Genomic DNA, 12,649 nt, shown 5'->3' with positions numbered 1-12,649 from the left:
AAAGCGTTGTAAGGTATCATAAAAGCTTTATCTACCGCATCCCCCGCGCGGAGCACAACAGATGTTCGGATTCCTCTCCAAGTATTTTTCCAACGACCTCGCCATCGACCTCGGCACGGCCAATACGCTGATTTACGTGCGTGGCCGCTCGATCGTCCTCGATGAGCCGTCGGTCGTTGCGATCCGCCTCGAAGGCGGCCCCAACGCCAAGAAAACCATCCAGGCCGTCGGCAAGGAAGCCAAGGAAATGCTTGGCAAGGCCCCCGGCAGCATCACGGTCATCCGGCCGATGAAGGATGGCGTGATTGCCGACTTCACCGTCACCGAGCAGATGCTCAAGCAATTCATCAAGAAGGCGCACGATTCCAAGCTGTTTTCGCCGAGCCCGCGGATCATCATCTGCGTGCCCTCCGGCTCGACCCAGGTCGAACGCCGCGCGATCCGCGAATCGGCCCTCGGCGCCGGCGCCAGCCAGGTATACCTGATCGAGGAACCGATGGCCGCCGCGATCGGCGCCGGCCTGCCGGTTTCCGAAGCCACCGGTTCGATGGTTGTCGACATCGGCGGCGGCACCACCGAAGTCGGCGTCATCTCGCTCGGCGGCATGGTCTATGCGGGTTCGGTGCGCGTCGGCGGCGACAAGCTCGACGAAGCCATCATCAACTACATCAGCCGCAACTACGGCATGATGATCGGCGAGAACACCGCCGAGAACATCAAGAAGACCATCGGCTCTGCTTTCCCGGGTGCCGAAGTCAAGGAAATGGAAGTGTCCGGCATCAACAAGGCCGAAGGCATCCCGCGCAAGTTCACGATTTCGTCGAACGAAATCCTCGAAGCGCTGACCGACCCGCTGAACCAGATCATTTCCGCCGTGAAGTCGGCGCTGGAAAAGACGCCGCCGGAACTCGGCGCCGACATCGCTGAGAAGGGCATGGTCCTGACCGGTGGTGGCGCCCTGTTGCGCGATCTCGACCGCCTGCTGATGGAAGAGACCGGCCTGCCGGTGATCGTTGCCGACGAGCCACTCACCTGCGTCGCCCGCGGCTGCGGCATGGCGCTGGAAAAAATGGACAAGCTGGGCAGCATTTTTGCCTCGGATTAACGCGTCGACCGCAACATTGCAGGACTGATCGCGATGGCCGGCACCGACCACGCTCCACCGCCTTTTTTCAAGCGAGGGCCAGCACCGCTGGCCCTTCTGACTTTCTACATCGCCATCTCGCTGGCGCTGTTTGTCGTCGACTTGCGCCTGCGCAGCCTTGATCTGCTGCGCCAGAGCATTGCCCTGGTGACTGACCCGGTGCAACGCGCTGCCCAGACGCCGGGCAGCCTGGTCGACCACGCTGGCGGCTACCTGCGCGGCCTGCACGATCTGCTCGACGAAAATGCGCGGCTGAAACAGGCCCAGTTGCAACTCGCCCCCAACCTGCTGCGCCTGGAGCACCTGGAAGGTGAAAACGAGCGCCTGCGCAAACTGCTGGCCGTCACCGAGCGCGAGAAGGCCAATGGCGCGGTGGCCAGAATCATGTACACGGCCCGCGACCCGTTCTCGCGCCGCATCATCATCGACAAGGGACAACAGTCGGGGATCGTTGCCGGCCAGCCAGCCATCGACGAGGCCGGCGTCGTCGGCCAGGTCACACGCGTTTTCCCGTTCTCCGCCGAAGTCACGCTGATCACCGACAAGGATCAGACGGTTCCTGTCCAGGTGGTACGCAGCGGCCAGCGCTCCGTCGTCTTCGGCCTGGGCAGCGGCCAGCTGGAATTGCGCTATATTCCGGCCAACGCTGACATCAAGGAAGGTGACCTGCTCGTCACTTCCGGACTTGACGGCGTTTACCTGCCGGGCTTCCCGGTTGCCCGTGTGGTCAGCATCGAACGCGAGAACTCGTACGCATTTGCCCGTATCCGCTGCGTTCCGGTTGCCGCCGTCGAAAATTTCGGCGAGGTTCTCGTCCTCTCTCCCCGTCAGCCACAACCACCCGCCCCGCCGGAATCACCTGGCCGCACCGGCAATACCGGGGCCCCCAGCAAGGCGGCGGCAAAATAATGCAACCCACTTTTTCTTCTTCCCGGATTCTCCTGCCGGTACGGCCGTGGTTCATCATCTTCAGCCTGTTTGCCGCGCTGCTGCTGAACTTCCTGCCGACAGCCCACTGGCCGGGAGTTCCTGATTGGGTCGCCCTCGTCCTGTGCTTCTGGAGCATTCGCGAACCGCGGCGCGTCGGCATGGGCTGGGCCTTTATCCTGGGGCTCGCCATGGACGTCGCCGATGGCGCCGTGCTAGGCCAGCATTGCTTTGCCTACGTCCTGCTGGCCTACGTCACTGCAGCCCAGGCGCGACGCATCCTGTGGTTCCCGCTCGCCCAGCAAGCCTTGCAAGTTCTGCCCATGCTGGTCGGTTGCCAGCTCATCCAGCTGCTCATGCGCATGCTGACCGGTGCCGAATTTCCCGGCTGGGGTTATCTCACCGGCCCGCTGATCGCGACACTACTGTGGATTCCTGTCACCTTCCTGCTGCTGCTGCCCCAATACCAGCCGGTGGAGCGTGACGAAAACCGTCCGCTCTGAACCTGACTGACAATGAGCGATTTTCATCACAGCGAGCAGGATCCAGACCGGTTTCGCAAACGCATACTTTTCGCCGGCTCCTTTGTCCTGCTGTGTTTCTGTCTGCTCTTCGGCCGTTTCTTTTACCTGCAGATAGTGCAGCACGAGTACTACGCCACCCGCGCCGAAAGCAACCGCATCTCACTGGTACCGGTGATGCCGAACCGCGGCAACATCGTGGACCGCAACGGCGTCATCCTGGCCCGAAACTATTCGGCATTCACACTCGAAATCACGCCTTCGAAAACGCTCGGCCTGGAAGAAACGATCGACAGTCTCGGCGAAATCGTCGAGATACAGCTCAAGGATCGCCGCCGTTTCAAGCGTCTGCTCGAAGAATCGAAGAACTTCGAATCCATCCCGATCCGGACCCGACTGTCCGACCAGGAGGTTGCCCGCTTTGCTGCTCAGCGCTACCGCTTCCCCGGCGTTGAAGTCAAGGCCCGCCTGTTCCGCCAGTACCCGGAAAATTCGCTGGCCGCCCACGCCATCGGCTACATCAGCCGGATCAACGCCAAGGATAAGGAATTGATCGATGCCGGCGGCCACGAAGCAAATTACAAAGGCACCGAACACATCGGCAAGATCGGCCTGGAAGCCCATTATGAGTTCGAACTTCACGGTACCGCCGGTCACGAACAGGTTGAAGTGGATGCAGGCGGCCGAGCCGTACGCGTGCTGTCGCAGACCGCTCCGATCCCCGGCAACAACCTGACACTGACGCTGGACGCCAAACTGCAGGCGGTGGCGGAGCAAGCCTTTGGTGATCGCCGTGGCTCGCTGGCAGCGATCGATCCGAGCAACGGTGCTGTCCTCGCCCTGGTTTCCTCACCGGCCTTCGATCCCAACCTTTTCGTCGACGGCATACGCTTCGACGACTGGGACGAATTGAACAACAACCCCGACAAGCCGATGCTCAACCGGGCCATCTACAGCACCCATCCACCCGGCTCGACGTTCAAGCCCCTGATGGCGCTGGCTGCGCTGACCACCGGCAAACGCACGCCCGGTCAAGCCATTGCCGATGCCGGCTACTTCAACTTCGGCAACCGACGTTTCATGGACGACAAGGTTGGCGGACATGGCATGGTCGACATGCACAAATCCATCGTCGTTTCTTGCAACACCTATTACTACGTGCTGGCCAACGACATGGGTATCGACAATATCGCCCGTTTCATGGGCGAACTCGGTCTCGGTCGGCGCACCGAGATCGATATCCCGGGCGAAGCGACCGGCATCCTGCCCTCACCCGAATGGAAACAGCGGCGTTTCAAGAAACGCGAACAGCAGAAATGGTATCCCGGAGAAACCATTTCCATCGGTATCGGCCAGGGCTACAACGCCTATTCAACCTTGCACATGGCGCATGCACTGGCCAACATCCTGAATTACGGCAAGGTGTACCGTCCGCACCTGGTCAACACCATCACCAACCCGACCACCGGCGAGGTCCGCGTCGTCGAACCGCAGCCGGTCAGGCAAATTGATCTCAAACCCGAGCATGTGGAAGTCATCAAGCGCGGCATGGCCGGCGTCGTGACCGAAGGCACCGGATCCAGAGCATTTGCCGGTGCGGCTTACGAGTCCGGCGGAAAAACTGGCACCGCCCAGGTTTTCAGCCTGAAAAGCGGGCAGAAATACGTAGCCGGTCAGGTCAAGGAACGTCTCCGCGACCATTCCTGGTATGTCGCCTTTGCCCCGGTCGACAAGCCCAAAATCGTGGTTGCCGTGATGGTCGAAAACGGCGGCTTCGGCGCTCAGTCCGCAGCACCGATTGCCCGACAGGTTTTTGACTATCATCTGACCGGCAGGCTCCCGGGCGGTCCGGCACCAGAAGTGGAAGCGCCGGAAGCTGACGAAAACACCGAACTGATCGAGGAAGCCATCGATGAAGCTGATTAAACGCATCATCCAGGGCATTCTGGCTCATCTCGACATTCCGCTCTTCCTGATCGTCATGGCATTGATGGGCATCGGTCTGCTGACCATCTATTCGGCCACCTCCAGCGATGGTTTCTGGAAGCTCGACAAGCAGTTGATCAACATCGCCGCATCGATGATCGTCATGCTGGCGGTTGCCCGGACGCCGCCACAAACGCTGATGCGCTTCGCCGTCCCCCTGTATCTGCTCGGGGTGATCCTGCTGCTTGGCGTGGCCCTCTTCGGGATTGTGGTCAACGGCTCCAGACGCTGGATTTCCCTTGGTTTCGTGCGTATCCAGCCATCCGAAATCATGAAGATTGCCATGCCCCTGATGCTGGCCTGGTACTTCCACAAACACGAGTCAATGCTACGCGGGAAGCACTTCTTCATTGCCACCCTGATCCTGCTGGTGCCGATTGCCTTCATCCTGAAACAGCCTGATCTGGGCACCTCGCTGCTGATCGGTGCCGCCGGCTTCTTTGTCATCTTCTTTGCCGGACTCCCCTGGAAAGTGATGTTCGGACTGGGTGCCGCCTTTGCTGCAGCCATGCCCTTCGCCTGGACGATGCTGCACGATTACCAGCGCCGCCGCGTCCTGACCTTGCTCGACCCGACATCAGATCCGCTCGGGGCCGGCTATCACATCATCCAGTCCACCATCGCCATCGGTTCGGGCGGCGGGCTGGGCAAAGGCTGGCTGAATGGCAGCCAGACCCATCTCGAATTCATCCCGGAAAAGCACACCGACTTCATCTTCGCCGTCTTTTCCGAAGAATGGGGACTGCTCGGCAACGGCATCCTGCTGATCCTGTTCACACTGCTGATCGGACGCGGCCTGATGATCGCAGCCGCCGCGCCGACAATGTTCTCGCGCCTGCTGGCCAGCGCACTGACGCTGGTTTTCTTCATCTATGCCTTTGTCAACATGGGCATGGTTTCAGGCATCCTGCCGGTTGTTGGCGTCCCCCTGCCATTCATCAGCTACGGCGGCACCGCCCTGGTCACACTGATGCTGGGCGTCGGCATCCTGATGAGCATCCACACCCATCGCATGCTGGTGAAAAAATGAACATGCCCCGTTACCTTCCCCCTCTTCTTGTTGCCCTCCTGCTGGCTGCCTGCGGCGCCTCACCTGAACGCCCTTCGCCGTCAGTACGCCCGCCTGTGGCAACTGACAGCAGGCCGACGCCTGGCGTACAAGGCGCACCACAGCGCCGGGGCGGCGGCTATTACAAGGACGACGGTCCGGCCGACGAAATTCCGGAAAACCTCGAGCAGACCCCGGATGCCGTGCCGCGCTGGGAGCCCTTGCATAAACCTGCCCTGCGCCCGTATGAAGTGTTTGGCACCCGTTACGTCCCGAACACCAGCGTCCGCCCGTACAAGGCGCGCGGCATTGCCAGCTGGTACGGCAAGAAATTCCACGGTCAGAAAACCTCGATCGGCGAGCCTTACGACATGTTCGCGATGACTGCCGCCCATCCGACGCTGGCGCTGCCTTCCTATGTCCGTGTCACCAGCCTGCACAGCGGGCGTTCGGTGGTGGTCCGGGTGATCGACCGCGGCCCCTTCCATGCCGGACGGATCATTGATCTCTCGTACACAGCCGCCTACAAGCTCGGGCTGATCCAGGGCGGCAGCGGCCAGGTCGAAGTCGAGGCCATCCTGCCCGGCGACAGCACGGCTACGACCTATGCGCAGATTGCACCGCCCAGCGTAACTACAGCCTCCGTACCGGCAACAGCGGTCGAGACATCGTTACCGCCGGGGATCTACCTGCAGTTTGGTGCGTTCTCCAATGCCGACAATGCCGACAATCTGAAGCTGCACATGGAGCGCGAACTGAACTGGGTGACGGAAAAAATGCACATCCTGCGCGCCAATGGCCTGCATCGCCTGCAACTCGGACCCTATGCCTCACGCCCGGCAGCCGATGCCGTTGCCGAACGGATCCGCAGTTCGCTGGGCTACAAGCCGACCGTGGTTTCGCGCTGAACCTTATGCTCAGGCATTGCCCGGCAGGGCAATGCTGGCAGTAACAATATTGCCCCGACCTTCGTATTCGAGGCGGGAGAAGCTGGTCAGCCGGGCCATGGCGATGCCGCGGCCATTCGGATCGAAAGCCCGCTCGGGATCGAATTCCAGGAATTTCTGCCAGTCGAAACCATCGCCCTGATCGGTAATGCGAAACGAGATCGCGCCAGCCTCCCGGCTGACCCGTACGCTTGCCCGCCGCCCGACAAATTGCGGCAGGACAAGGCGGCGACGGATTTCCGCTTCCCAGTCGCCATCCCACTTCAACAACGACTTCTCGCGATAACTGATGCCCAGATTGCCATGCTCGACGGCATTGACCATCAGATCGGACAAACCGGGAGCAACACGATCCGGTTCCGGACACAGGGCAGCCAGCACCGGCACCAGGCAGGAAATCTCTTCCAGCGTCGAGAAACCATACTCGGCGCCGAGCATGAGCTTCTGGGCTTCTTCCAGACGCGCCGCACGCGATCGTAGTGAAGCCCGTGCGCGCCTATCCTCAAGTGCTGCCCGGACGATGGAGATCAATGCTTCCGGCGCATACGGCTTGGTCAGGTAATAGTAGGCCCCCGCCTCCAGTCCTTCGCGTACCTGTTCCGGCGCCGAGGCAGCGGTCTGCATGATCACCGGCACATCGGCAAAACGCCCGTCGCCCTTGATCCGGCGCAGGAATTCCATGCCATCCATGCCCGGCATCATCCGGTCGAGCACGACCAGGGAAAAATCGCTGCCGGCTTCCGCCATGCGCTGCCACGCGATCAGTGGATCGCTGAACATTTCCAGGCGCAGGTTTTCCTGTTCGAGGAAATCCTCGATCAGCATCAGGTTGATGGCTTCGTCGTCGACAACGAGAACATGGTTTTCAGACATGAATGCTGGCTTTCCGGCGGTGGAAACGTTGCTGGAATCCTAGCATGAGCCCGCCCTTTGATGAGGATCAATGGTGGGTTTTCCGCACTAGCTATACTTCTCCGATTGTCCTGAATGAAAACAGCCATGCCATCCCTGCCCGATCTCGTCTGTCCGGCCGGCAGCCTGCCGGCACTCAAGGCAGCCATCGACAATGGTGCCGATGCCGTCTATCTCGGCTTCAAGAACGATACCAACGCGCGCAATTTCGCCGGTCTCAACTTCGACCAGAAGAGCATGACCGACGGCATCCGCTACGCCCACGCCAAGGGTCGCGAAGTCCTGCTGGCGATCAATACCTTCGCCCAAGCCGGACGGGTCGCCGACTGGCAGAAAGCCGTCGATGCTGCGGTCGACCAGGGTGTGGATGCAATTATCCTGGCCGATGTCGGCCTGCTCGACTACGCCGTCCGCCGGCATCCGCAGCAACGCCTGCACCTGTCGGTCCAGGGCTCGGCCACCAGCTACGAGGCGATCAACTTCTGCCAGCGCGAATTCGGCGTCCGCCGGGCGGTCCTGCCGCGCGTGCTGACGCTGGCCCAGGTCGAACACGTGATCCGGAACACCAGCGTCGAGATCGAGGTCTTTGGTTTCGGCAGCCTGTGCGTCATGAACGAGGGCCGCTGCTGGCTCTCCTCCTACGCCTGCGGCGAATCGCCCAATACCGTCGGCGCCTGCTCGCCGGCCAAGTACGTCAAGTGGGACAAGCAGCCCGGCGCCATGGAAACCCGCCTCAACGGCATCCTCATCGACCGCTTCGGCGACGACGAACCGGCCGGCTATCCAACGCTGTGCAAGGGCCGCTTCGATGTCCAGGGCGAAACCTATTACGCGCTGGAAGAACCGACCAGCCTGAATGTTCTTTCCATCCTGCCCGACATCGTCAAGATCGGCGTCAGGGCGATCAAGGTCGAGGGCCGCCAGCGCAGTCCGACCTATGTCGCCCAGGTCACCCGCACCTTGCGCGCCGCGCTCGATTCACTGCGTGATGGCAGCGAACGGTTCCACGTGAAACCGGCCTGGCAGGCAGAACTGTCCAAGGTCTCCGAGGGCAGCCAGGCCACGCTGGGCGCCTACAACCGGCCATGGAGATAAGCATGAAACTGTCGCTCGGTCCCCTGCTCTACTTCTGGCCCAAAGCCGAAGTCATGGAATTCTATGCCGCGATGGCCGAAAACCCGGCCCTCGACATCATCCACGTCGGCGAAGTCGTCTGCTCGCGCCGCCAGCAACTACGCACCACCGACTGGATCGGCCTGGCGCGCGACCTGCGCGACGCCGGCAAGGAAGTCGTCGTCTCGGCCCAGGCCCTGCTCGAATCGGAAAGTGATCTGAAGGCACTGCGCCGCCTGGTCGATGAAGCCGGCTGCAGGATCGAAGCCAATGATCTTGGTGCGGTCAACCTCGTTTTCGGGCAGGAATTCGTCGCCGGCCCACATCTCAACATCTACAACGAGGCAACGCTGGTCACCTTCGCCCGCTACGGCATGCGCCGCTGGGTGCCACCACTGGAGGCCTCGCGCGCACTGATCGAGACGCTGCACCGCAGCCGCCCCGACGGCGTCGAAACCGAGGTCTTCGCCTACGGCAGGATTCCCCTCGCCTTTTCCGCCCGCTGCTTCACCGCCCGCCACTACGACCTGAACAAGGACGACTGCCAGTTCAAGTGCCTCGATCACGAAGAGGGCCTGACGCTACGTACCCGCGAAGGCCAGGAGTTCCTGACCATCAACGGCATCCAGACGATGTCGGCACAAAGCTACTGCCTGCTCGGCGAAATGCCGACGATGCGCACCCTGGGCATCGACATCGTGCGCATCAGCCCGCAAAAAGCACACATGGATGCCATCATCGGCGCCTTCGACTCCGCCCGCCACAACCGACCCGTTGATGCCGACACCACTCCATGGAGCACCAGCGGCCTGGTGGACGGCTACTGGTTCGGCGATGCCGGCATTGCCGAACACCACACCCGAGCACTTGCCCAATCCGGAGTCCCCGCATGAGTCCGAACTTCGTCATCCCCCGCTTCCGCCTGCCCGCTTTCATCGCCGGCATTGGCCAGAAACTGCCGCAATGGCCGCATGCACTGGTACTGGTCGGCGCGCTGAACGCCGCATTGAAAATGAAATTACTGCCGGAAACCGAGTTGACCGCACTCGAGGACAAGCTGTTCCGCGTTCGCGTCCTCGATACCGGTGGCGAAGCCTGTTACACCTTCAGCAACGGCCTGTTTCGCCCGGTATTCCGGCCGCAGCGCGAGCCTGACCTGGCCTTCGCCGCCAACCTCTCGGCCTACCTGCAGTTGCTCGCCCGCCAGGAAGACCCCGACACACTGTTCTTCAACCGGGAACTGGAAATCACCGGCGACACCGAACTCGGACTGATCGTCAAGAACATGCTCGATGCCATCGAGTGGCCGGCACTGCCGCAGTTTCCATTGCTCAGAAACTGAACAGCCCGCACGCAGCGGGCTGTCATTACTGCTGCAAGCAGAACGGTCAGTTGCCCGTTTCGGCCACAAAGATCTCGACCCGGCGGTTCATCGCACGACCAGCAGCCGTCGAATTATCGGCCACCGGTTCGCGTGAACCGCGACCGTCGATGCTGATCCGGGATGCGGCCACACCACGCGGCACCAGGTAGTCGCGAACGGCCGACGCCCGGTTAACCGATAGCGGATTGTTCCCCGCGTCCGAACCCACATTGTCGGTATGACCGACGATGGTCACGCGCGTCACCGGATGCTGCGACAGACTGGTGGCCAGACGATCAAGGACCGGACGCAGCGTGGGCTTGATGTCGTAGCGACCGGAATCGAAGGAAATGTCGCTGGGAATCTCCAGCTTCAGGCGATTGTCGGCCGTCTGCGTCACTTCGACGCCGGTGCCCTGGGTCGCCTGTTCCATTGCCGCCTTCTGGTCCTGCATCCGCTTCGACCACAGGTAACCGCCACCGGCACCGAGCGCCGCGCCAGCGGCGGCACCAATCGCCGCCCCCTTGCCGCGGTCCGAACGACTGGCCGTTGCAGCACCGATGACAGCGCCGGCAACGGCGCCGATGGCTGCACCGGTGCCGGTGTCACGCTGGGTTTCATCCATGTTTGCACATCCGGAAAGTGCCAGGCTGACTGCACTCACAATCAGAATCGTATTCTTCATATTCGACCTCCTTGGGTTGTTCGACGAGTACCAATTGAGGTTAGCACGCGCCGTCGAAGGCCGTGTCAGGGATATGTAACAAATGGCAAAACCGCAGCACGAAAAAGAGAGGGCCGCAGCCCTCCCTTGATCCAGACGACAGTTCCGAACGAACTGATCAGTCTTTTTTCTGCGTATCCAGGCGGAACTTGACGTAGCTGCCCGGCGCTGCCTCGATGACCTTGAGGGCACCTGCATCCGGTTGCCGTGCCGGCACCTTGGCCGAACCACCCGGCAGGCTGGTCACCCATTTATCCCAGTGGGTCCACCACGAGCCGGCATTCTGCGTTGCACCAGCGAGGAAATCTTCCGGGCTCTCCGGCAGATTGCCGTCAGTGGCATCATTGGTCCAGTAACCGTACTTGTTGGCAACCGGCGGATTGACGATGCCGGCAATGTGGCCTGAACCACCCAGCACGAACTTGGTCGGTCCGGACGGCAGGCGTGCCCCCATGTAGGTACTCTTCCACGGCGCGATGTGGTCTTCGATGGTCGAGATGAAATAACACGGGGTCTTGACCTTGGACAGATCGATCTTGACGCCGCCCAACGTGATGCCACCCGGCTCCTTCAGCTTGTTGGCCAGATACATGTTGCGCAGGTAGAAACTGTGCATCGCTGCCGGCATGCGCGTCGAATCCGAGTTCCAGTAGAGCAGGTCGAACGGGAACGGATCCTTGCCCATCAGGTAGTTGTTGACCACGAACGACCAGATCAGGTCGTTGGCCCGCAGCATGTTGAAGGTGCCGGCCATTTCCGAACCTTCGAGGAAGCCGCGTTCGGCCATCTTCTTTTCCAGCCCGGCAACGGCACCTTCATCAAGGAAGACACCCAGTTCGCCCGGTTCGGAGAAATCGAGCATGGTGGTGAAGAAGGTGGCGGAATTGGCGCGCTTGTCCTTTTTCGCTGTCATGTAGGCCAGCGTGGTCATGGTCAGCGTACCGCCCAGGCAGTAGCCGGCCAGGTTGACGCTGTCTTCGCCGGTGTGCGCGCAGACCTGGTTGATGGCTTCCAGCGAGCCTTCGAGCAGATAGTTCTCGAAGGATTTCTGCGCCAGCTTCTCGTCCGGATTGACCCAGGACATGATGAAGGTGGTGTGGCCCTGGCTGGTTGCCCAGTTGACCAGCGAGTTCTTCTCGCGCAGGTCGAGGATGTAGTACTTGTTGATCCACGGCGGCACAATCAGGAAAGGCTTCTTGTACTGGTCCGGGGTCTTCGGATCGTACTGGATCAACTGGAAGAGTTCGTTCTGGAAAATCACCTTGCCCGGCGTCGTGGCAACGTTCTTGCCCATTTCGAAAGCCGAGGTATCGGTCATCCGGATCCGCAGCTGGCCATCACCGGCTTCAACATCGTGCAGCAGGTTGTTCAGGCCCTTGATCAGGTTCTGGCCGTGGCTCTTGACCGTTTCGCGGAAGACTTCCGGATTGGTCATGGCGAAGTTGGACGGCGACAGCGCGTCGATGTACTGGCGGGTGAAGAAATTGACCTTCTGCTGGGTCGCATCATCCAGACCATCGGTATCGGCCACGGTGTCGTGGATGTGACGGGCAGCGATCAGGTAGGACTGCTTCATGAAGTCGAACAGGAAATGCTGTTCCCATTCCTCGTCCTTGAAGCGGTTGTCCCCCTTCTTCGGGGCTGCGACAGGCGCGGCGCCGGGCATGCCCATCATCTTCATCATGGAACCCTGCCACAACGAGAAGTAGTCCCACATCATGTTCATCTGGGTCTGCGCCAGCTTGTATGGGTTGGCCATCAGGCGTGCCGACAGGTCCATGAAGGCCTTGGCCACACCGAGTTCGTCTGCCGGTGCCTCGACGCCGTCCTTGGCCTTCTTTTCCATGTACTGGGTAATGATCCGCGAAGCGCGCTGGGCGACTTCGGCGTAGGTCTTGGCCATTTCGGCCGGATCGGGCAGATTGACGCCCTTGTCTTCGGTTTGCTGCGACATCTTGAAACTC

12 protein-coding genes are annotated in these 12,649 nt (G+C 61.1%); 9 read left to right on the top strand and 3 right to left on the bottom strand.

Annotated elements, in window-relative coordinates; all coding sequences use genetic code 11:
• Positions 1–61: 61 nt before the first annotated feature.
• From BJN45_RS01030 to BJN45_RS01005, 6 genes are read left to right on the top strand one after another with little or no spacing between them, the layout of a single operon-like run.
• Positions 62–1,105: a rod shape-determining protein gene (locus BJN45_RS01030; RefSeq protein WP_076091207.1), complete on the top strand. Its 1,044-nt coding sequence runs from the start codon at positions 62–64 to the stop codon at positions 1,103–1,105.
• Between the two features lie 33 nt (positions 1,106–1,138).
• Positions 1,139–2,053, top strand: a complete 915-nt coding sequence (mreC, locus tag BJN45_RS01025) for a rod shape-determining protein MreC (protein WP_076091205.1) — start codon at positions 1,139–1,141, stop codon at positions 2,051–2,053.
• Complete coding sequence (gene mreD, locus BJN45_RS01020) at positions 2,053–2,574, top strand: rod shape-determining protein MreD (RefSeq protein ID WP_076091204.1); 522 nt, start codon at positions 2,053–2,055, stop codon at positions 2,572–2,574. The genes mreC and mreD overlap by 1 nt, the downstream gene beginning before the upstream one ends.
• Positions 2,575–2,586: 12 nt before the next feature.
• A complete protein-coding gene (gene mrdA / locus BJN45_RS01015; RefSeq protein ID WP_076091202.1) occupies positions 2,587–4,518 on the top strand; it encodes a penicillin-binding protein 2 in 1,932 nt (643 codons plus the stop codon).
• Positions 4,505–5,608, top strand: a complete 1,104-nt coding sequence (gene rodA / locus BJN45_RS01010) for a rod shape-determining protein RodA (RefSeq protein WP_076091200.1) — start codon at positions 4,505–4,507, stop codon at positions 5,606–5,608. The genes mrdA and rodA overlap by 14 nt, the downstream gene beginning before the upstream one ends.
• Before the next feature lie 2 nt (positions 5,609–5,610).
• The gene (locus BJN45_RS01005) at positions 5,611–6,534 is read left to right on the top strand and encodes a septal ring lytic transglycosylase RlpA family protein (protein WP_076092460.1); all 924 of its coding nucleotides are present in this window, start codon (positions 5,611–5,613) and stop codon (positions 6,532–6,534) included.
• Between the two features lie 9 nt (positions 6,535–6,543).
• Here BJN45_RS01005 and BJN45_RS01000 read toward each other — a convergent pair whose 3' ends face one another.
• The gene (locus tag BJN45_RS01000; RefSeq protein WP_076091198.1) at positions 6,544–7,446 is read right to left on the bottom strand and encodes a response regulator; all 903 of its coding nucleotides are present in this window, start codon (positions 7,444–7,446) and stop codon (positions 6,544–6,546) included.
• Between the two features lie 126 nt (positions 7,447–7,572).
• On the opposite strand from BJN45_RS01000, the gene ubiU reads away from it, so the two are divergent.
• Genes ubiU through ubiT form a run of 3 tightly spaced genes read left to right on the top strand, consistent with a single transcriptional unit; the run spans position 7,573 to position 9,940 of the window.
• Positions 7,573–8,580 (top strand): ubiquinone anaerobic biosynthesis protein UbiU, encoded by a 1,008-nt coding sequence (gene ubiU / locus BJN45_RS00995; protein ID WP_076092458.1) that lies wholly within the window; start codon positions 7,573–7,575, stop codon positions 8,578–8,580.
• Between the two features lie 2 nt (positions 8,581–8,582).
• Positions 8,583–9,491 carry a U32 family peptidase gene (locus BJN45_RS00990; RefSeq protein ID WP_076091196.1) on the top strand — a complete coding sequence of 303 codons (909 nt, stop codon included), beginning with the start codon at positions 8,583–8,585 and terminating at the stop codon, positions 9,489–9,491.
• A complete protein-coding gene (gene ubiT, locus BJN45_RS00985) occupies positions 9,488–9,940 on the top strand; it encodes a ubiquinone anaerobic biosynthesis accessory factor UbiT (RefSeq protein ID WP_076091194.1) in 453 nt (150 codons plus the stop codon). Before BJN45_RS00990 ends, ubiT begins: the two co-directional genes overlap by 4 nt.
• A 46-nt stretch (positions 9,941–9,986) precedes the next feature.
• Here the strand turns inward: ubiT and BJN45_RS00980 are convergent, their stop codons facing one another.
• Positions 9,987–10,646, bottom strand: a complete 660-nt coding sequence (locus BJN45_RS00980; RefSeq protein WP_076091192.1) for an OmpA family protein — start codon at positions 10,644–10,646, stop codon at positions 9,987–9,989.
• 157 nt (positions 10,647–10,803) lie between these two features.
• On the bottom strand, positions 10,804–12,639 hold the full coding sequence (locus tag BJN45_RS00975; RefSeq protein WP_076091190.1) for a PHA/PHB synthase family protein: 1,836 nt from the start codon (positions 12,637–12,639) through the stop codon (positions 10,804–10,806).
• Positions 12,640–12,649 lie beyond the last annotated feature (10 nt).

The organism is Azonexus hydrophilus (assembly GCF_001956855.1).
Taxonomy (GTDB): domain Bacteria; phylum Pseudomonadota; class Gammaproteobacteria; order Burkholderiales; family Rhodocyclaceae; genus Azonexus; species Azonexus hydrophilus_A.
The sequence above is the reverse complement of the archived record's forward strand: the minus strand, read 5'-3'. Positions and strand labels throughout refer to the sequence as shown.

Bases quoted from the DNA above. Each gene is read 5' to 3' on its own strand.
- BJN45_RS01030 (WP_076091207.1), top strand. From the start codon at position 62: ATGTTCGGATTCCTCTCCAAGTATTTTTCCAACGACCTCGCCATCGAC.
- mreC (WP_076091205.1), top strand. From the start codon at position 1,139: ATGGCCGGCACCGACCACGCTCCACCGCCTTTTTTCAAGCGAGGGCCA.
- mreD (WP_076091204.1), top strand. From the start codon at position 2,053: ATGCAACCCACTTTTTCTTCTTCCCGGATTCTCCTGCCGGTACGGCCG.
- mrdA (WP_076091202.1), top strand. From the start codon at position 2,587: ATGAGCGATTTTCATCACAGCGAGCAGGATCCAGACCGGTTTCGCAAA.
- rodA (WP_076091200.1), top strand. From the start codon at position 4,505: ATGAAGCTGATTAAACGCATCATCCAGGGCATTCTGGCTCATCTCGAC.
- BJN45_RS01005 (WP_076092460.1), top strand. From the start codon at position 5,611: ATGCCCCGTTACCTTCCCCCTCTTCTTGTTGCCCTCCTGCTGGCTGCC.
- BJN45_RS01000 (WP_076091198.1), bottom strand. From the start codon at position 7,446: ATGTCTGAAAACCATGTTCTCGTTGTCGACGACGAAGCCATCAACCTG.
- ubiU (WP_076092458.1), top strand. From the start codon at position 7,573: ATGCCATCCCTGCCCGATCTCGTCTGTCCGGCCGGCAGCCTGCCGGCA.
- BJN45_RS00990 (WP_076091196.1), top strand. From the start codon at position 8,583: ATGAAACTGTCGCTCGGTCCCCTGCTCTACTTCTGGCCCAAAGCCGAA.
- ubiT (WP_076091194.1), top strand. From the start codon at position 9,488: ATGAGTCCGAACTTCGTCATCCCCCGCTTCCGCCTGCCCGCTTTCATC.
- BJN45_RS00980 (WP_076091192.1), bottom strand. From the start codon at position 10,646: ATGAAGAATACGATTCTGATTGTGAGTGCAGTCAGCCTGGCACTTTCC.
- BJN45_RS00975 (WP_076091190.1), bottom strand. From the start codon at position 12,639: ATGTCGCAGCAAACCGAAGACAAGGGCGTCAATCTGCCCGATCCGGCC.